This window comes from Antarcticimicrobium sediminis (assembly GCF_004348975.1).
GTDB lineage: Bacteria > Pseudomonadota > Alphaproteobacteria > Rhodobacterales > Rhodobacteraceae > Antarcticimicrobium > Antarcticimicrobium sediminis.
The window spans coordinates 47,360-64,899 of record NZ_SMFP01000001.1 but is presented as its reverse complement, the minus strand read 5'-3'; the positions used below and the strand labels follow the sequence as shown (position 1 = coordinate 64,899).

Sequence of the window (17,540 nt, the reverse complement as noted above, 5' to 3'; positions counted from 1 at the left end):
TTCCCACTCTCTCCAGGGGCGGGTGCGCTCGCCCCCGACGACGTCCAGGCCGCAGGCAAAAACACACATTGAGCAGTCAACGAGATGAGCCTGGATGGCGAAACTGAAGGGGGGCCGGTGGCCCCCCTATTTTTCTGTCAGCGCTTGCTGGGAATTCCTTATGAATTCAGGCCTTGATCCGCCATTCTTCCCATATGAACGGGTACGACCAAGCCGGATCATGGGTCAGCGACAGCCGCTTGAGGATGGCGCCGCGCGCGGATTGATATTCGGGTTTGAACAGGTGGAACTGCACCATCAGCCGCGCGATCTGGCCGATCAGCCCGGCCTCTATCAGCGCCGGCAACAGATCATACTCGCCGCCCTCGATATTTATCTTGGCCACTTGCACCTTGCCGATCTTCTGCTCGGCAAAGAAATCGCGCACGGCGACCACGGGGGCGGTAAAGCTGCGGGTGTGATCGTCGACCGCCGAGGAGGCATTGCCAGCATCCGACAACGACAGCGTTCCAGCGAACCGCCCCAGTGCGAAGTCATGCACACAGACGCCCGGCCGATCCTTGTACTTCTCGCGCAGCGCAGCGGCATAGCGGGGATGGGGCTCGAACACATGCACGCGGGCTTCGGGCTGTGCAGCCAGAACCGCATCGGTCCAATCGCCTTCGAAGCCGCCGAAATCAAGCGCGACAGAGCCGGGTTCAAGATCGAAGAAATCACGCAGCCGGGCGGCGGCCTTGTCCTTGCGGAAGCGACGGAAGGAGTCGAAAGCAATGCCTTTCCACGGATTGCGCCGGCGGTCCAGCCAGCGTTTCAGTGATGCCATTGCGGTTTCTCCCTTAGCGTGTATCGCGACATCATAGGGGGCAGATCAGGGGAAGGGCAAGGCGTGTCACCCTCGCCCGACGGTTAAACGTGCCCGCCTTTCAGACCTGCCGCTCGGCAAAGGTACAAAGCGTCCTCAGGGCCTCGGCGAAGGCCACGTCCACAAGGGTTATCGCCATGCGGCGGTAACCCGTCCTTGGGGCGGGCCTGCACCTCGAAGGGGGCAGGGCGGAGGCTATGGCGGCGTTCATTTCATCTTCCCACTGCCGCGCGCCCATGCTATCGGGGATGCCATGAACCGCATTTGCCGCACCATTATTTGCTGCATTATTCCGCGCTGATCGCACCAGCGGGCCGGTTTCTGTCGTTTTCATCTCCGAGACAAGTTGCTAAGCCCGCGCCACGCGCCACGCGCTGCGCCGTTGAGGAGTCACGTCATGACGACGATCAAACTGCAGAACACCCGCACCCGGACAAAAGAGGTGTTCACCCCGATCGACCCGGACAATGTGCGCATGTATGTCTGCGGCCCGACCGTCTATGACCGGGCGCATCTGGGCAATGCGCGCCCGGTGGTGGTGTTTGACGTGCTGTATCGACTGCTGCGCCATGTCTATGGCCCCGATCATGTCACTTATGTGCGCAACTTCACCGATGTGGACGACAAGATCATCAAGCGCGCCGAAGAAAGCGGGCGGGAGATCAGCCAGATCACCGAAGAGACCACGCAATGGTTTCTCGAGGACATGGGGGCGCTTGGCGCGCTGGAACCTGACGCCATGCCGCGCGCGACCGAGTTTATCCCGCAGATGGTCACCATGATCGAAGAGCTGATCGCGGGCGGCCACGCCTATGCCGCCGAGGGGCACGTGCTGTTCGCGGTGGAAAGCTACAAGACCTACGGTGCGCTCTCGGGCCGGGCGGTCGATGACATGATCGCTGGCGCCCGGGTCGAGGTGGCGCCTTACAAGCGTAACCCGATGGACTTCGTGCTGTGGAAACCCTCTGAGCCCGACCAGCCCGGTTGGGACAGTCCTTGGGGGCGCGGGCGGCCCGGCTGGCATATCGAATGCTCGGCGATGAGCTATGAACTGCTGGGGGAGTCCTTTGACATCCACGGCGGCGGCAACGACCTGATGTTCCCGCACCACGAGAACGAGATCGCGCAAAGCTGCTGCGCCCACCCCAAGGGAGAGTTCGCCCGCTATTGGCTGCACAACGAGATGTTGCAGGTCGAGGGCAAGAAGATGTCCAAATCGCTGGGCAATTTCTTTACCGTGCGCGATTTGCTGGACGGAAACTGGAGCGGTGGCTGGAAAGTACCCGGAGAAGTCATCCGCTTTGTTTTTCTCAGCACGCACTATCGAAAGCCGATGGACTGGACCGCGAAGAAGGCCGAGGAGGCGAAAAAACGCCTCGAGGATTGGATGCGTCTCACCGTTGATCTCGAGCCGAGCGAAAAGGGCTCCTTCGAACCGGCTGCGGCTGCCATCGAAGCTTTGAACGATGATTTGAACACGCATTTGGCCCTAGTGGCTCTGAATGCGATGCGGAGCGATCCGCAAAAGTTGCTCGATAACGCGAGGTGGCTGGGCTTCCTGAGTGATGATACTCGTGAGGGATACAAGCGCTCTCAGTCAGGTGTCGTTTTTGTTGCGAGGTCGGTCGACCTTTCGGCCCATGAGGCACGGCTTGCCGCAGCGCGGCAGGCGGCGATGGAGAGCAAGGATTTCGCGGAGGTCGACCGGCTGAAGGCGACCTATGTCGAGGCGGGCCTGGAAGTGCGGATGAGCAAGCAGGGGGTGGAACTGGTCCCCGGCCCAAACTTCGACCCCACCAAGCTGGAGGGCCTCGAATGACACGCCTTGCTCAACAGTCAGACCACCGCGCCCCGTGGGGGGGCGGGACGGGCGCTGCCCGCGTTGCGGGCAAGGGGGCCATGATCGGGCCAAAGACGCAATACCCGCAGGAGGAGATGCATCATGTCTAAGGGCACACTGTCGAAGGCCCCTCTGTCTAAAGATCGTCTCTACATCTATGACACCACCCTGCGCGACGGGCAGCAGACCCAAGGCGTGCAATTCTCCACGCCCGAGAAGATCCGCATCGCCCAAGCGCTGGATGCCCTTGGCGTCGATTACATCGAGGGCGGCTGGCCCGGGGCCAACCCCACCGACAGCGCCTTTTTCGACGAGGCCCCGGCGACAAAGGCCCGGTTGACCGCCTTTGGCATGACCAAACGCGCCGGACGCTCGGCCGAGAATGATGATGTGCTGGCCGCCGTGATGAACGCCGGCACCGGTTCGGTCTGTCTTGTCGGCAAGACCCATGATTACCACGTCGAGACCGCGCTCGGCATCACGCTGGCGGAAAACCTTGAAAACATCGGTGCTTCGATCGCCCATATCGGGACGCAGGGGCGCGAGGCGCTGTTCGATGCCGAGCATTTCTTCGACGGCTACAAGGCCAACCCCGCCTATGCGCTGGACTGCTTGCGCGCCGCGCAGGAGGCGGGCGCGCGCTGGATCGTGCTGTGCGACACCAATGGCGGCACGCTGCCCGGCGAACTGGCCGGCATCGTGTCCAAGGTGATTGCCGCCGGCATCCCCGGCGACTCCCTTGGTATCCATACCCACAACGACACCGAGAACGCGGTAGCCTGCACCCTTGCGGCGGTGGATGCCGGGGTGCGGCAGGTGCAGGGCACGCTGAACGGGCTGGGGGAACGCTGCGGCAATGCCAACCTGACCTCGCTGATCCCGACGCTGCTGTTGAAGGAACCCTATGCCAGCACGCTGGAGACGGGCATCACGATGGAGGCGCTCAAGCGGCTGACGCGGGTGTCGCGGATGCTTGATGACATCCTGAATCGGGTGCCGATGAAACAGGCGCCCTATGTCGGGGCCTCGGCCTTTGCCCACAAGGCCGGTCTGCATGCCAGCGCCATCCTCAAGGATCCGGCGACCTATGAACATATCCTGCCCGATCTGGTCGGCAACAGCCGCATCATCCCGATGTCGAACCAGGCCGGGCAATCCAACCTGCGCCGCCGTCTGTCCGAGGCCGGGCTGGAGGTCGCGCCGCGCGATCCTGCCCTTGGCCGCATTCTGGATCGGATCAAGGCGCGCGAGGATGAAGGCTATGCCTATGACACCGCACAGGCGAGCTTTGAGCTGCTGGCGCGCGAAGAGCTGGGGCAACTGCCCGAGTTTTTCGAGGTCAAGCGCTACAAGGTGACAGTGGAGCGGCGCAAGAACAAGTACAACCAAGTGGTCAGCCTGTCCGAGGCCGTCGTGGTGGTGAAGGTGGACGGGGAAAAGAAGCTTTCGGTCAGCGAGTCGGTTGATGAGCAGGGCAGCGATCGCGGCCCGGTCAACGCCCTGTCCAAGGCGCTGTCCAAGGATCTGGGCCGCTATCAGGCCATCATCGACGATATGCGACTGGTGGATTTCAAGGTGCGCGTCACCCAAGGCGGCACCGAGGCGGTGACCCGTGTCATCATCGACAGCGCCGACGGCGAGGGGCGGCGTTGGTCCACCGTGGGGGTCAGCCCGAACATCGTCGATGCCAGTTTCGAGGCGTTGCTGGACGCGATCCGCTGGAAGCTGATCCGCGATACCCCGGCGCTCGAGGCGACCGGGACGGTAGCGGAGGTATGACACAGACCCCGCCGGGCGACGCACAGCTTGCCCGGTACGAGGTTTCCGTTTCACTAAGGGGTGACTATATGCTTGATATCAATGTGTTACCTGATCTTCTTCTTGGTTTGGATAAGACGATTTATGCCGCCATACCCCCGGCCAACGGTCGCGCTGGTGGGGCATTCTCTTGACCGTCTCCACTGACGATCTGGCGGCCTGCGCCGGGCTGGTGCAGCGCGGCGACCCCGACCGCTTTCTCGCCGCCATGGCCGCCCCGCCACCGGCGCGGGCGGTGCTGTTCCCGCTGTTCGCGATGAATGTCGAGGTGTCGCGCGCGCCTTGGGTCACGCAAGAGGCGATGATCGCCGAGATGCGGTTGCAGTGGTGGCGCGATGCACTGGAAGAAATCGCCGCTGCCGCTGCGGTGCGCCGCCATGAGGTCGTCAGCCCGCTGGCCGGGATTTTGAGCCCGGATCAAGCTAAGACTTTGGATGAGTATATCGCCGTAAGGCGTTGGGATATCTATAAAGACCCGTTCGAGGACGAGGCGCATTTCGACCGCTATATCGATCACAGCTCTGGCAGCCTGATGTGGGCTGCGGCTCGCGCTCTGGGCGAGGCCGACGAGCAGGTGGTGCGCGATTTTGGCTTCGCGGCAGGGCTGGCCAACTGGTTCTGCGCCGTGCCCGGGCTTGAGGCGCGCGGCCGCATTCCGTTTCTGGATGGGCGGCCCGCAGCGTTGCGCGGTCTGGCGGAACAGGGGCTTGATCGCCTGTCGCGGGCCCGTCGTCAGCGCGGGGCGATCTCACCACAGGCGCGGCCGGCGCTGTTGTCGGGGTGGCAGGCCGGGGTGATCCTGCGGCAGGTGCGCGATGATCCCACCCGGGTTGCTACGGGGGCCTTGGGCCAGAGCGAGGCGCGCAAGCGGCTGTCGCTGATGGCGCGGGCGGCCTCGGGGCGCTGGTAGCGCGGCGCAGGGCGCGCCGCACCGTCTTTGCTTCATCAAGCAGTCAGGCCGTGTCTTCGCGCCCTTGTTCAGGCTGGAACATCAGCCACAGCAGCGCGCCGCCCGCCAGCATCAGGAAGGGGGCCATCGCCATGTTCACGGCGGTCCAGCCCTCTTGTGCGGTGCCGCCTGAGCAGTTCATCAACCCGCCCGACGCCAGCGAGGCCATGGTGACGCCGCCAAACACCAGCAGGTCGTTCAGCCCCTGCATCCGGCCACGTTCATGCGAATGATGCGCGCCCGCCAGCATGGTGGTGGCGCCGATGAACCCAAAGTTCCAGCCGACGCCCAGCAGCACCAGCGCGAAAAAGAAGTTCCCCAGATCGACCCCGTTCAGCGCGACGACCCCGGCACTGGCCAGAATGGCGAGCCCGGCGGCCATGATCTTTTCGACGCCGAAGCGGGCGATCAGATGGCCGGTGAAGAACGAGGGGATATACATCGCCAGCACATGGCTGGTCACCACATCCGCCGCGTTGCCCTGATTATAGCCACAGCCGACCACCGCCAGCGGGGTCGATGTCATTACCAGATTCATCAGCGCATAGGAGACCATGGCGCAGATCACCGCGACCAGAATACGCGGCGTGGTCAGCAGCTCCCACCGGGTCCGTCCCCTTGGCGCGTCGGCCGCCGGGGGGCGGGGTTTCGGGATCTTGAGGAAGAGGAACAGCAGCGAGCCGACCACATTGACCCCGATCACCGTCAGATAGGTGCCGAGAAAGGGGATCACCATTGCCTGCGACGTGACCTTGACCAGCTGCGGCCCGATCACCGCCGACAACAGCCCCCCGGCCATGACATAGGAAATCGCCTTGGGGCGAAAGGCGTCCGAGGCGGTATCGGCGGCGGCAAAGCGATAGAAGCCCTGCGCGCTCATGTACAATCCGGTCAGGAAACTGCCCAGAAGGAACACCGGGAACGAGCCGAGATACAGCCCATAGGCCCCGACCGCGCCGCCGACGGCTCCGCCCGTGGCGCCCAGCAGAAAGCCGGCGCGGCGGCCCCATTTCTGCATGATGGCCGAAACCGGTGTGGCCGACAGCATCGAGCCCAGCACGATCAGCGAGATCGGCAGCGTGGCCAGACAGGCATTGCTCGCCAGAGATTGGCCCGCCAGTCCGCCGACGGTGAAAATCATTGGCATCTGCGCACCCAGAATGGCTTGGGCGGCGACTAGAACGGCCACATTGCGCTTGGCCTTGGTATCGTCAATATCATGCATGACGCTTGCGTAACGTTGAATGTGAAGCGGCACAAGATGGCTTGCGCGGCCCGGTGCATTTCCTATGGTTCGGGCATGAACGTGGGACGGATCATCGAAACAGACGCCTGCGTGGCCGAGGGCGCGGCCTGGCTTGCTGCGCGCGATGCGCGCTTTGCTTCGGCGCTGGAGCAGACCGGCCCTTTACCGCTGCGCCGTCGCCCGGACGGGTTTGCGCAATTGCTCTCGGCGATCGTCAGCCAGCAGGTAAGCGTTGCCTCCGCCACTGCGATCTGGGGCCGGATGACGGACGCGCGCCTGACCGGCCCGCGCAAGATTCAGTGGGCCAGCGACGATGATCTGCGCGCCGTTGGCCTTAGTCGGCAAAAGATCCGCTATGCCCGCGCGCTGGCCGAGGCGCGGCTCGACTTTGCCGCGCTGCGAACCGCGCCGACCACGCAGGTGATCGAGACCATGACACAGGTGTCCGGCATCGGCATCTGGACCGCCGAGATCTATGCCATGTTCAGCCTTGGCCGCGCCGATGTCTTTGCCTCGGGCGATCTGGCGTTGCAGGAATCCGCGCGCCTGCTGTTCGATCTGCCCGAGCGTCCGCGCGACCGCGCGCTGCGCCAGATGGCCGAGGATTGGGCGCCTTGGCGCTCGGTTGCGGCGCGTCTGCTCTGGGCCTATTACCGGGTGGCAAAAGACAGGGAAGGGATCAGATGACTCGTGTTTTGAACGCTGGCCGCAAGGACCCGATTTCGGGCACGACACGCTCGGTCGTGGTATTTCTGCATGGCTATGGTGCCAATGGCGCCGATCTGCTGGGGTTGGCGGATCCGCTGGGGGAGCATTTGCCCGATACGCTGTTCGTGGCGCCTGATGCGCCTGAAAGCTGCGCCGGCGCGCCGTTCGGCTTTCAGTGGTTCCCGATCCCCTGGATCGACGGCTCGTCCGAGGAAGAGGCCGAGCGGGGGCTGCAAGCCGCCGTCGCCGATATCAACGCCTTTCTCGACGCGCTGATGGTGGATGAAGACGTGTTGCCGGAACAGGTGGCGCTGGTGGGGTTTTCGCAGGGTTCTATGATGAGCCTGCATGTCGCCCCCCGGCGTGAGGATCCGGTGGCCGGTATCGTCGCCTTTTCGGGTCGGTTGCTGGACGGCGAAGGCCTGAAAGACGAGGTGGTCAGCCGTATGCCGATCCTGCTGGTTCATGGCGATCAGGATGACGTGGTGCCGCCGCAATCGCTGCCCGAGGCCGCCGAGGCGTTGCAGGAGGCCGGTTTCAAAGAGGTCTTTGCCCATATCGAAAAGGGCACCGGCCACGGCATTGCCCCCGATGGTCTGAGCGTGGCGCTGGCGTTTCTGCGCGACAAGCTGAATTTCTGACGCCGCAACAGGCGGTTTCAGAGGGGGCGTGGGGCAGGAGCCGGTCGGTCAGTGTCGCGGCTTGCGGCGCCCGACCGGGCCAATCTGCGGTGTCAGATCGCCCCATGTTCCCAGCGCCAGACCGTCCAGCGACCACGGCCCGATGCGCCAGCGGATCAGCCGCAGGGTGGGGTGGCACACCGCCGCCGTCATTCTTCGCACCTGTCGGTTGCGTCCTTCGCGCAGCGTCAGTTCGATCCAGCAATCCGGCACGCTTTTGCGCACCCGGATCGGTGGGGTGCGCGGCCACAGATCCGGCGGCGTGTCGATCCGGCGCGCCCCGGCGGGGCGTGTGCGCCCGTCCTTGAGATCGACACCGTCGCGCAGGGCTTTGAGCGCGGCCTCGTCCGGGATGCCTTCGACCTGCACGAAATAGGTCTTTTCCATCTTGTGGCGCGGATCAGAAATGCGCGCCTGCAATCGCCCGTCATCGGTCAACAGCATCAGCCCCTCGCTGTCGCGGTCAAGCCGTCCGGCGGGATAGACGCCGGGCACGTCAATGAAATCCGACAGCGTGCGGCGCGGACCGTCCGCGCTGCCCCGGTCGGTGAACTGGGGCAGGACGTCAAAGGGTTTGTTGAAACGGATCAGCCTGGTCATGCCTTCGCCCTAGCGCAGGTCTCGCGAAAAGGAAACGGCGCGTCGTCGGCTTTGTGACTGGCTTTATAACCGGCTTTGCGACGAATCGCGGGCTTTGGGGAGTCCTGTCATCCGCCTGTCATTCGGGCAGCGTATCCAGCCTGCGACATGTGGTGGATACTCTGGGCTTGTCAGCGATCAACCGCGATATATAGTCGAATCACGACTGGGGCGGGGGCTCCCCGCTCTGGTCTCTCGAAATGAGTAGTCAGGGCGAGGGTGGTGTTACGCGATGGACGGCGATTTCAGATCGGATTTTGTGCGCGAACCGGGGGCGCTGAAACAGCACCCGGCCTTGGTTCTGAACGCGGATTACCGGCCGCTCTCGTATTACCCCTTGTCGCTGTGGTCTTGGCAGGAGGCGGTCAAGGCGGCCTGGCTGGACCGGGTGGATATCGTCGCCGAATACGACGAGTTCGTGCACAGTCCCAGTACCACGATCAGGATGCCCAGCGTCGTCGTCCTGAAAGATTATGTTAAACCTCAAAAGCGCGTGGCCTTCACGCGCTTTAATTTATTTCTGAGGGACCAGTTCCGCTGCCAATACTGTGGCGCCAAGGGCGATCTGACCTTTGATCACGTGGTGCCGCGCGCCGCGGGTGGGGTGACAAGTTGGGAGAATGTCGTCGCGGCCTGCTCTCCGTGCAACCTGAAAAAGGGCTCCAAATCACTGCACCGCGCGGGCATGTCCCTGCGCCGCCCACCACGCCGCCCCGGCGCCGAAGAAATGCGCAATACCGGGCGCAAGTTCCCGCCCAACCACCTGCACGAAAGCTGGATGGATTTTCTATATTGGGATGCCGAACTGGATGCTTGACGCCCGCCACCTGGGCGCTTTGTAAAAGCGATCACAATACCCCCAAAAACGGGGGGCTTGATGTCAAAAGCGATGCATCGGAATCACCGGGCATGGCTTTCAGGACTGTTCCAGATACAACGGGCGGCAACCACGGAAATTGCCGGGAAACCAAGGGCACCTCAGTTTGATGTGGTGGATGCACTCTTGACGCTGCGGAGGATTTCTTCCGTATGCTCGCCCAGTTCCGGGGCAGGCAAACGGGCTTTGCAGGGCGTTCGGCCCAGTTTGACAGGGAACCCGAGCATTCGAACGTTGCCATGTTTTCCGTGGGGAACACCGATCGCCATGTCCTGAGCGATGATCTGAGGATCGGAAAACACGTCTTGCAGAGTTTGGACTTTTCCAGCGGGCACGCCAGCTTTGTTCAGCCGTTGAATCCAATTGTCCAGGGTGTCTGATGCAAGGGCCGCATCAAGGATATCATGCAGTTCCTGCCGTTGCGCAAACCGCTTCGCGTTGTCGTCAAAACGCGCATCCAGCAGCAGGTTCGGCAAGCCGATCTCATTCAGAAGCTTCTGCAATATCTGTTCGTTCGAAGGGGCAATGGCAATTTGCCCATCGGCTGTTGCATAGAGACCGTAGGGGGCCACAAGCGGATGATCATTCCCGGTTCGGGCCGGGTTCTTGCCGGTCACAAAGTGCTCTGATGCCAGATAGGCCATAAAGCTGAGGGCACTGTTCACCATTGCCGTTTCGACATGTTGCCCCTGTCCGTCCCGGTCACGACCGCGCAGGGCTGAGACGATGCCAAATGCCGTGTAGAGCCCGGCAATCAGGTCTGAAACAGGCTGAGCGGCGCGAATGGGCTGGCTGTCGTCGGCTCCATTGACGCTCATGAAGCCACTCATGGCCTGGGCAATGAAGTCAAAGGCAGGGCGATCCGTATATGGCCCCTCGCTGCCATACCCATTGATGCTGGCCGTCACGAGGCGGGGGTTGATTTCCTCCAGATGGGCCTGTGAAAACCCCATCTTGTCCATCACGCCGGGGCGAAAGTTTTCAACCAGCACATCCGCGTCGCGCAGCAGGTCTTCCAACGCGGCCTTTCCGTCGCGGCTATACAGGTCGAGGACAACGGATTTCTTGTTTCTGTTGAAACTTGCAAAATACCAGGAGAGCCCGTTTTTGTGGTGGCCCTGTTGGCGCACGGGGTCGCCGGCCAGGCTTTCGATCTTGATGACATCCGCCCCCATGTCGCCCAGCAGCATGGAGCAGAAAGGTCCGGACAAGATGCGCGTCAGGTCGATCACGCGCACCCCGTCCAGCGGAGGAGACGGCTCCTGTCCCATCAGGCGCGCCCGCTTGCGCTGCGGACTTCCTGACGGTCGCGCAACCTGAGACGCGGCCCGGCTTTCATGACCTGCCCGGGAAGGGCGCGGCCAAGCTGGTTTTCTGTCCAGCGCGCGACCTCGATGAGGTTTTCAAGATCGATCCCGGTCGCAATACCACTTTCTTGCAACATGTAGACGAGGTCTTCAGTGCAGATGTTTCCGGTTGCCCCGGGGGCAAACGGGCAACCGCCAATCCCGGCAATGCTTGCCTCATAGCGTGTGATCCCTTCCAGAAGACCCGCGTAGGCACAGGCCAGCCCAACCCCGCGTGTGTTGTGGAAATGCAGCGCGACATCCGCGTCCGGCACCTGTTGAGCGAGGGCGCGGCAGCGTTCCTGAACCAGAGCGGGGGTCGCCATTCCGGTGGTATCGCCAAGGCTGATCTTGTTGATCCCCATGTCGCCATAGGCCTTGGCAATCTGCACGATGTCGGCAACAGGCACATTGCCTTCGAAAGGGCACCCAAAGGCCGTCGCGATGGCACCGTAAACCGGAATTCCCGCTTGTTCTCCAAGGCGGGCAATCTCGGCTGCGGCGACCAGGGATAGGTCGCGTGAGCTGTTCACATTGGCTTGATTGTGACTCTCAGAGGCCGAAAGGAAGAAAACCATCGCATCGATTCCGGCTGCGATGGCGCGTTCTGCTCCCCTTGCATTGGGCACCAAGGCGGTAAGCTCGGCACCTTTGCCTCGATCAATCGCGGCCATCACCTCTGCAGCATCCGCCATTTGCGGAACCGCGCGCGGCGCAACAAAGGAGGTCACCTCGAGCTGAGGGACACCGGCATTGATCAGCCTGTTTATGAGTTCGATCTTCGTTTCCGTGCTCACCGGGTCCGGCCATGCTTGCAGGCCGTCGCGCGGGCCTACTTCGACGATCCGGACCTTTTCGGGGAACCCTTGCACCTTTTGATGCGGCATTCGTTTCCTCCCCCCAAAACTGTTGATTTGGTCCACCAAAGTGGTATACCGATTCACCAGAGAGGGTCAATGGCAACGATGATTGACGAAAAAAGACCATGATTGACGAGAAACCAGCTCCGGATCAGAGCCTTGTCGCACCGCGCGGCGATCAGGCTTTGAGGGCGCTGCGGCAGGAAATCCTGTCGATGGCGCTTGCCCCGGGCGAGGTTGTCTCGGAACGGTTCTTGCAGGATCGCTATGGTGTTTCGCGCACGCCGATCCGTCAGGCATTGGCCGTTCTGGTGCAGGAAGGATTGATCAACCGCGGCCTGCGGGGCAGCTATGAGGTGGCGCCGATCGACCTTCAGGAAATCCGCGAACTCTTCGAATTCCGGGAGGAGGTCGAAGACGACGCGGTGCGGCTGGCGTGCCGCCGGGCCACGCAGGAGGAACTGGCCCGGCTGCGCGCCACGGTCGATCGCGGACGCGCGGATATCGACCCGGAGGAATGGCTGGCGCAGGGGCTTGATATCCATGTCGAACTCGCCTCGCTGTCGGGAAATACGTTCCTCCGGGACGCGGTTCAAAACGCCGTCGCCCGGGCCCTGCGGCTGCGCTGGTTGTTGGCAAGCGATCCAGCTTTGAGAGAAACCGCCTGGAAGGAACACTGCGAAATTCTGGATTGCATCGCGGCCCGCGACGAGGATGCCGCCGCAGAGGCGGTGCGTCTACATACGCGGGCTGTCAGGGACCAGATCCTGGATGCGGTGGCGCAGGCGCGGCGTTTTCTTGGCACGCGGGGGATCGTGGACAACCAGAACGACGATTGACGAATTCGCGCGGTGGAGGACTGCGGGGAGAATGGCGGGCGCAACGCGGCTGCCAGAAAAGACGAAAGACAAAACCTAGGGAGGAGACTTGTCTATGAAACGAAAACTTATTGCGGTGGCCATTCTTGCCACAGGGCTAAGCGCCACGGGTGCAAGTGCAGCCGAATGCATTGCGCCGGCGGATCCGGGGGGCGGCTGGGATTTCACCTGTCGTACAGTGGGCCGGTTGCTGACTGAACTGGGCATCGAGGAGAGCCCGGTGCAGGTCACCAACATGCCCGGCGGTGTCGGCGCGGTGGCCTTTGCCAATGTCGCAGGCAAGCGCGCGGACGAGGCAGATCTTTTGGTCGCCACATCCACCGTCGGCGTGACCCAGATCGCGCAGGGCAAGTATCCCGGCGATGTCGATGTCATGCGATGGGTCGGTATGCTCGGGTCCGATGTGGGCGTCATCGTTGTCCCCGCCGACTCCGAGTATCAGTCGCTGGACGATCTGATGGGCGCGCTGAAGCAAGGCCCAACGTCGGTGCCGGTCGCGGGGTCGTCCGGGGCAGGGGGCTGGGACCACATCCGCTTGCTGATGCTGGCCGATACCGCAGGCATGTCCGGCGATGACTACAAGTCGATCCGCTGGGTTCAATTCGACGGTGGCAGCCCTGCGGTGACGCAGATGATGGGCGGTCAGGTCGGGGCGGTTTCGACCGATCTTGGCGAAATCGCGGGATTTGTCGAATCCGGCGACATCAAGATCCTTGCCGCGCTTTCGGATGAGCCCATCCCGGCGTTCCCGGATGCCCCGACAGCCAAATCGCAAGGCTATGACGTGACCGGTTACAACTGGCGTGGGTTCTATACCGGCGGCGATGTGTCAGAGGCCGACTATGATAATTGGGTCAATGAGCTGAAAACACTCTATGATTCCGATGAGTGGAAGGCGGCGGCCGAGGCCAACGGCTTGATCCCCGTCTGGCGCGGTGGTGCTGAATTCGAGACCTACGTTCAGGACCAATCCAACCTGATGGCCGAGATCTCTCGTCAGATCGGCGTGATCAAATGACAGATCGTATCGTGGGGCTTCTGATCCTCGCCATCTCGATCACGGTTCTCGTGGTTGCGCGGGGGTATGAGGTTGGCTTTGGGGATCCATTGGGCCCTGCGGTTTTCCCACAGATGGTCGCCGTTCTGGCGGCCATCCTCAGTCTTGGCATGATCTTTCGTCCTGACCCGGATCCCGACTGGTACCGTGGCACGGTCCGGAGCAAGCAACTGGCCACACTGGCGGTTCTGATCGGCTATGTCGTTCTGCTCGAGCCGCTGGGGTTCTCTCTTTCCACCACGATCGCCACTGCCCTGCTGGCGGTGCTTTTCGGGGCCGAGATTCGCAAGTCCATCGTGGCAGGTGTCTGTGTCGGCGGGTGTCTCTACCTGATTTTCGATAGCGTTCTCGGGCTGCCGCTTCCGCTGGCGCCGGCATTCATGGGCTGAGGGACAAATGGACATCCTGACTTCACTTATGGACGGGTTTGCCGTCGCGCTGACGCCGACGAACATCGCCCTCGCGATCTTTGGTTGTTTTGTCGGCACCCTGATTGGCGCGCTGCCCGGGCTCGGGCCGGTGAATGGCGTGGCGATTCTGATTCCCGTGGCGTTTGCCATGAAACTGGAGCCAGGATCGGCGCTGATCATGCTGTCTTGCATCTACTACGGCTGCATGTACGGGGGGCGTATTTCCTCGATCATGCTGAATATTCCGGGGGATGAGCCCGCCATCATGACAACGCTTGATGGCTATCCGATGGCCAAGAAAGGAAAGGCGGCGCAGGCGCTGGGCATTTCTGCGATGGCGTCTTTCGTCGGTGCGACCGTCGCGACGATCGGCCTGACGTTCTTTGCGCCACTGCTTGCAAAAGCTGCGATCTATTTTGGCCCGGCCGACTATTTCGCGCTTTATGTCATGGCCTTCGCGACGATTGGCGGGGTGGCTGGCGTCAATCCGATCAAGACGCTGATCGCGGCAATGATCGGCTTGATGCTTGCTTCGGTTGGGCTGGATCCTGCGACGGGAACGGCGCGCTTCACATTCGGATCCTACCATCTTTATGATGGTTTCGATCCAATCGTGTCCATTGTCGGCCTTTTTGCGATCAGCGAAGTCATCATGTATTTCGAGCGGGAGGCGAATGGCGGCGCAGATCAGGCGGTCCCATTGAACAAGGGATTGCCGAAAATTCGGGAAATGTTTGCTGGCTTTTCGGCGTCCCTTCGTGGGTCGTTCATCGGCTTCATCTGTGGGGTTCTGCCGGGGGCGGGCGCGTCGCTTGGGGCGTTCGTCTCTTACAGTGTCGAGAAGCAGGTCAGTGACCAAGATGGGACTTTTGGCACGGGGGATCCTCGTGGTATTGCGGCACCAGAAGCTGGAAATAACGCGGCATCCGGCGGGGCGCTGATCCCGATGCTGACCTTGGGTGTACCGGGAAGTGGCACAACCGCTGTCATGCTGGCGCTTCTGATTTCGTTGAACATTCAACCCGGACCCTTGTTGTTCGAGCGTCAGCCCGAAATCGTCTGGGGCCTGATCGCGTCGCTCTATCTCGCCAACGTGGTCTTGCTGGTGATGAACGTCCCCATGGTGGGACTTTTCACGCGCCTGTTGTCCTTGCCTCAATGGCTGCTGATGCCAGTCGTCATCATGGTCAGCTTTATCGGAATTTACTCGATCAGCCATTCGCCCTTTGACCTGTTGGTCATGATCGGTTTCGGCGTGCTCGGCTATGTCCTGAGAAAACTGGACATATCGCTTGTGCCGGTGGTCCTTGGGCTTCTGCTTGGTGCCGATATGGAGAACAACCTGCGCAGGGCCCTGTCGATTTCCGGTGGAGATTTCGCCATTCTCTTTCAAAGCTGGATCGCGTTGGTGATCTATGCCTTTACGGCGCTGATGTTGGCGCTGACGCTGGCCATGGCGCGACGTCGACCCAAGCGCGAAACCATCTGAACCGGTTGCTGAGTTAGCCTGCGCTCGCAGCTCTTGGTCGGCCAGTGGAGATCCTGACCGGTTCGATTCCGGTCGGGATCGTGGCTCCGCCATGTCGCCGTGATGCTGATCATGCTCAGCCCGATTGTACTGTGCCCGGGGCTTGTTATTGGCTGAGAATTGCCACCACGCCCCAGAGATCGGCTCGCTAGGGGTTTCTGGCCCTTCTTGCCATGGAGTCAAGCCGTTCGCCCAATACATGTTCTGGACGCATCAAGGGGCGGCGCAAAAATGCATTAGACATCATAAGGCATCCCTGTTCCTATCGTGCGAATATCAATAAATAAAACAGCACGTTACGCTGACAGAGAGGATGCAATCTTGAAAAAATCACTTCGCAAATCACTGGGCGGTTTCAGCATCGTATTTGCCGCGTTGGCAGGTCCTGCGCTTGCAGAATTCCCCGAGAAAGAGATCACTGTCACAGTAGGCTTTGGCCCGGGCGGCGGCGTTGATACGATCACGCGCGCGGCGGCTGATGCGCTGTCCTCGTCGCTGGGGCAAGCCGTCGTGGTGACCAACCAACCCGGCGCAGGCGGTGGCTTGGCTCTGACGGCGCTCAAGGCCAAACCGGCTGATGGCTACAACCTGGCTGCTGCCATCTCGACCACGATTTCCTTTGATCCGCATTCCGCCAATGTCAGCTATGGCATCGACGACTTTGAATACATCGGCGCTTTCGGTGTTTTCCCCGAAGCGCTGGTCGCGCTTCCCTCGCGCGACTGGAACGACTTCAAGGATGTCATCGCCGCAGCCAAGGACGCCCCCGATGGGTTCACCTATGCGTCGACAACGTCGCTTGATCGCGTGGTGATGAAAAGCATCTCTGCCAAAGAAGGTGTTGTTCTAAAGCCGGTTCCCACCAAAGGGGGCGCTGAAGCTGTTGCCGCAGTGCTGGGTGGACACGTGGATTTTGCTTATAGCTCGGGCACTTACTATGCCCAAGCCGCGGCAGGCGCGTTGCACGTGCTGGCCGGATTGGGAACAAACCCGATTCCTGGCTTTGAAGGCGCGCCGACCCTCAAAAGCCTCGGCTATGATATTTCAAGCGTCAATATGGTGATCTACGCGGCACCCGCAGGCATCCCGGACGATGCCAAAGCCAAACTGGTTGCCGCTTTTGAGGCCGCCGCGCAGTCGAAGCCGGTTCTGGATGTTCTTGCCAAGCGCAACATGGGGAGCTTCACCCTGACCGGCGCTGCATTTGATGAACAGATCCGCGCCCAAAGCGCACAGTTCAAAGCGGCCATGGAGTAAATGGCTCTGTCCTCACCAACGGGGCACAATGGGGCGCATCCTTGGATGCGCCCGCTTGTCGAATTCGTCATCGTTGCCGGGCTTTGCCTGTTCACGCTTTTTGTCGTTATCCCCGCAGGCACCGCCGAAAGCGATAATTTTGGTCTCTCGCCACGGATGCTGCCGATTGCGACGACCTCGTTCATCTTGCTGGTCTCGGTCTTTTCGCTGATCTTCGGTCTGCTGCGGAAGCCCAAAACGGCGCCGGGTGATCTGGGCTCCAAAGGCATGCGTGGTGTCGTCTTTTTGGTGTTGGCGACGCTGCTGGGCATCGTCATCATCGAGCAAACCAATATCGTCATTGGTGGCACGGCACTTGTTCTGCTGGCGTCGCTGGTGATCGGAGAACGCAAACCTGCCGCCTTGGCCGGCATGGGCGCCGGCGCGCTAGTGCTGCTTTTGTTGGTCGAATGGTCCGGCCTCTAGGCCGCGGCACCACCCTGACCGCTGGCTGTTCAGTGCCGATACCCGCGCTTTGACGCGCCTCTCCCTTCGCTCGGCCCGTGCTGGCTTGAGCTGATCCTGTTCGAATATAAAGGCATTGCC

17 protein-coding genes are annotated in these 17,540 nt (G+C 61.7%); 12 read left to right on the top strand and 5 right to left on the bottom strand.

Features of this window, described 5'->3' with window-relative positions; translation table 11 throughout:
* Positions 1–166 precede the first annotated feature (166 nt).
* Positions 167–823 carry an FkbM family methyltransferase gene (locus tag E1B25_RS00305; protein ID WP_132826687.1) on the bottom strand — a complete coding sequence of 219 codons (657 nt, stop codon included), beginning with the start codon at positions 821–823 and terminating at the stop codon, positions 167–169.
* 436 nt (positions 824–1,259) lie between these two features.
* On the opposite strand from E1B25_RS00305, the gene cysS reads away from it, so the two are divergent.
* The 3 genes from cysS (at position 1,260) to E1B25_RS00290 (ending at position 5,430) form a co-directional block, all read left to right on the top strand.
* A complete protein-coding gene (gene cysS / locus E1B25_RS00300) occupies positions 1,260–2,681 on the top strand; it encodes a cysteine--tRNA ligase (RefSeq protein WP_132826686.1) in 1,422 nt (473 codons plus the stop codon).
* A gap of 123 nt (positions 2,682–2,804) precedes the next feature.
* On the top strand, positions 2,805–4,481 hold the full coding sequence (gene cimA / locus E1B25_RS00295; RefSeq protein WP_132826685.1) for a citramalate synthase: 1,677 nt from the start codon (positions 2,805–2,807) through the stop codon (positions 4,479–4,481).
* A gap of 169 nt (positions 4,482–4,650) precedes the next feature.
* Entirely contained in the window at positions 4,651–5,430 is a 780-nt protein-coding gene (locus E1B25_RS00290; protein ID WP_132826684.1) for a squalene/phytoene synthase family protein, read from the top strand.
* 43 nt (positions 5,431–5,473) lie between these two features.
* On the opposite strand, the gene E1B25_RS00285 is transcribed toward E1B25_RS00290, so the two are convergent.
* On the bottom strand, positions 5,474–6,694 hold the full coding sequence (locus E1B25_RS00285; protein WP_132826683.1) for an MFS transporter: 1,221 nt from the start codon (positions 6,692–6,694) through the stop codon (positions 5,474–5,476).
* A 75-nt stretch (positions 6,695–6,769) separates the two neighbouring features.
* On the opposite strand from E1B25_RS00285, the gene E1B25_RS00280 reads away from it, so the two are divergent.
* Entirely contained in the window at positions 6,770–7,402 is a 633-nt protein-coding gene (locus tag E1B25_RS00280; protein ID WP_132826682.1) for a DNA-3-methyladenine glycosylase family protein, read from the top strand.
* Complete coding sequence (locus E1B25_RS00275; RefSeq protein WP_132826681.1) at positions 7,399–8,064, top strand: alpha/beta hydrolase; 666 nt, start codon at positions 7,399–7,401, stop codon at positions 8,062–8,064. The genes E1B25_RS00280 and E1B25_RS00275 overlap by 4 nt, the downstream gene beginning before the upstream one ends.
* Positions 8,065–8,112: 48 nt before the next feature.
* On the opposite strand, the gene E1B25_RS00270 is transcribed toward E1B25_RS00275, so the two are convergent.
* Positions 8,113–8,703, bottom strand: a complete 591-nt coding sequence (locus tag E1B25_RS00270; RefSeq protein ID WP_132826680.1) for a pseudouridine synthase — start codon at positions 8,701–8,703, stop codon at positions 8,113–8,115.
* A gap of 271 nt (positions 8,704–8,974) precedes the next feature.
* On the opposite strand from E1B25_RS00270, the gene E1B25_RS00265 reads away from it, so the two are divergent.
* A complete protein-coding gene (locus tag E1B25_RS00265) occupies positions 8,975–9,559 on the top strand; it encodes an HNH endonuclease (protein WP_132826679.1) in 585 nt (194 codons plus the stop codon).
* Between the two features lie 161 nt (positions 9,560–9,720).
* Here E1B25_RS00265 and E1B25_RS00260 read toward each other — a convergent pair whose 3' ends face one another.
* Positions 9,721–10,890 (bottom strand): CaiB/BaiF CoA transferase family protein, encoded by a 1,170-nt coding sequence (locus E1B25_RS00260; RefSeq protein WP_132826678.1) that lies wholly within the window; start codon positions 10,888–10,890, stop codon positions 9,721–9,723.
* The gene (locus tag E1B25_RS00255; protein WP_132826677.1) at positions 10,890–11,852 is read right to left on the bottom strand and encodes a hydroxymethylglutaryl-CoA lyase; all 963 of its coding nucleotides are present in this window, start codon (positions 11,850–11,852) and stop codon (positions 10,890–10,892) included. Before E1B25_RS00255 ends, E1B25_RS00260 begins: the two co-directional genes overlap by 1 nt.
* Positions 11,853–11,950: 98 nt before the next feature.
* Here E1B25_RS00255 and E1B25_RS00250 point away from each other — a divergent pair, with 98 nt between their 5' ends.
* The 6 genes from E1B25_RS00250 (at position 11,951) to E1B25_RS00225 (ending at position 17,420) form a co-directional block, all read left to right on the top strand.
* On the top strand, positions 11,951–12,664 hold the full coding sequence (locus tag E1B25_RS00250) for a GntR family transcriptional regulator (protein WP_132826676.1): 714 nt from the start codon (positions 11,951–11,953) through the stop codon (positions 12,662–12,664).
* Positions 12,665–12,758: 94 nt separating this feature from the next.
* Entirely contained in the window at positions 12,759–13,721 is a 963-nt protein-coding gene (locus E1B25_RS00245) for a Bug family tripartite tricarboxylate transporter substrate binding protein (protein WP_132826675.1), read from the top strand.
* Positions 13,718–14,149 carry a tripartite tricarboxylate transporter TctB family protein gene (locus tag E1B25_RS00240; RefSeq protein WP_132826674.1) on the top strand — a complete coding sequence of 144 codons (432 nt, stop codon included), beginning with the start codon at positions 13,718–13,720 and terminating at the stop codon, positions 14,147–14,149. The genes E1B25_RS00245 and E1B25_RS00240 overlap by 4 nt, the downstream gene beginning before the upstream one ends.
* A gap of 7 nt (positions 14,150–14,156) precedes the next feature.
* Positions 14,157–15,659: a tripartite tricarboxylate transporter permease gene (locus E1B25_RS00235; RefSeq protein WP_132826673.1), complete on the top strand. Its 1,503-nt coding sequence runs from the start codon at positions 14,157–14,159 to the stop codon at positions 15,657–15,659.
* Between the two features lie 306 nt (positions 15,660–15,965).
* Complete coding sequence (locus tag E1B25_RS00230; RefSeq protein WP_165937519.1) at positions 15,966–16,955, top strand: tripartite tricarboxylate transporter substrate binding protein; 990 nt, start codon at positions 15,966–15,968, stop codon at positions 16,953–16,955.
* A complete protein-coding gene (locus E1B25_RS00225) occupies positions 16,956–17,420 on the top strand; it encodes a hypothetical protein (protein ID WP_132826671.1) in 465 nt (154 codons plus the stop codon).
* Positions 17,421–17,540: the final 120 nt, after the last annotated feature.

What these genes read in the sequence shown, in the direction of transcription:
- E1B25_RS00265 (WP_132826679.1), top strand. Translation starts at nt 8,975, where the DNA reads ATGGACGGCGATTTCAGATCGGATTTTGTGCGCGAACCGGGGGCGCTG.
- E1B25_RS00280 (WP_132826682.1), top strand. Translation starts at nt 6,770, where the DNA reads ATGAACGTGGGACGGATCATCGAAACAGACGCCTGCGTGGCCGAGGGC.
- E1B25_RS00275 (WP_132826681.1), top strand. Translation starts at nt 7,399, where the DNA reads ATGACTCGTGTTTTGAACGCTGGCCGCAAGGACCCGATTTCGGGCACG.
- cimA (WP_132826685.1), top strand. Translation starts at nt 2,805, where the DNA reads ATGTCTAAGGGCACACTGTCGAAGGCCCCTCTGTCTAAAGATCGTCTC.
- E1B25_RS00260 (WP_132826678.1), bottom strand. Translation starts at nt 10,890, where the DNA reads ATGGGACAGGAGCCGTCTCCTCCGCTGGACGGGGTGCGCGTGATCGAC.
- E1B25_RS00305 (WP_132826687.1), bottom strand. Translation starts at nt 823, where the DNA reads ATGGCATCACTGAAACGCTGGCTGGACCGCCGGCGCAATCCGTGGAAA.
- E1B25_RS00250 (WP_132826676.1), top strand. Translation starts at nt 11,951, where the DNA reads ATGATTGACGAGAAACCAGCTCCGGATCAGAGCCTTGTCGCACCGCGC.
- E1B25_RS00255 (WP_132826677.1), bottom strand. Translation starts at nt 11,852, where the DNA reads ATGCCGCATCAAAAGGTGCAAGGGTTCCCCGAAAAGGTCCGGATCGTC.
- E1B25_RS00285 (WP_132826683.1), bottom strand. Translation starts at nt 6,694, where the DNA reads ATGCATGATATTGACGATACCAAGGCCAAGCGCAATGTGGCCGTTCTA.
- E1B25_RS00225 (WP_132826671.1), top strand. Translation starts at nt 16,956, where the DNA reads ATGGCTCTGTCCTCACCAACGGGGCACAATGGGGCGCATCCTTGGATG.
- cysS (WP_132826686.1), top strand. Translation starts at nt 1,260, where the DNA reads ATGACGACGATCAAACTGCAGAACACCCGCACCCGGACAAAAGAGGTG.
- E1B25_RS00240 (WP_132826674.1), top strand. Translation starts at nt 13,718, where the DNA reads ATGACAGATCGTATCGTGGGGCTTCTGATCCTCGCCATCTCGATCACG.
- E1B25_RS00270 (WP_132826680.1), bottom strand. Translation starts at nt 8,703, where the DNA reads ATGACCAGGCTGATCCGTTTCAACAAACCCTTTGACGTCCTGCCCCAG.
- E1B25_RS00245 (WP_132826675.1), top strand. Translation starts at nt 12,759, where the DNA reads ATGAAACGAAAACTTATTGCGGTGGCCATTCTTGCCACAGGGCTAAGC.
- E1B25_RS00235 (WP_132826673.1), top strand. Translation starts at nt 14,157, where the DNA reads ATGGACATCCTGACTTCACTTATGGACGGGTTTGCCGTCGCGCTGACG.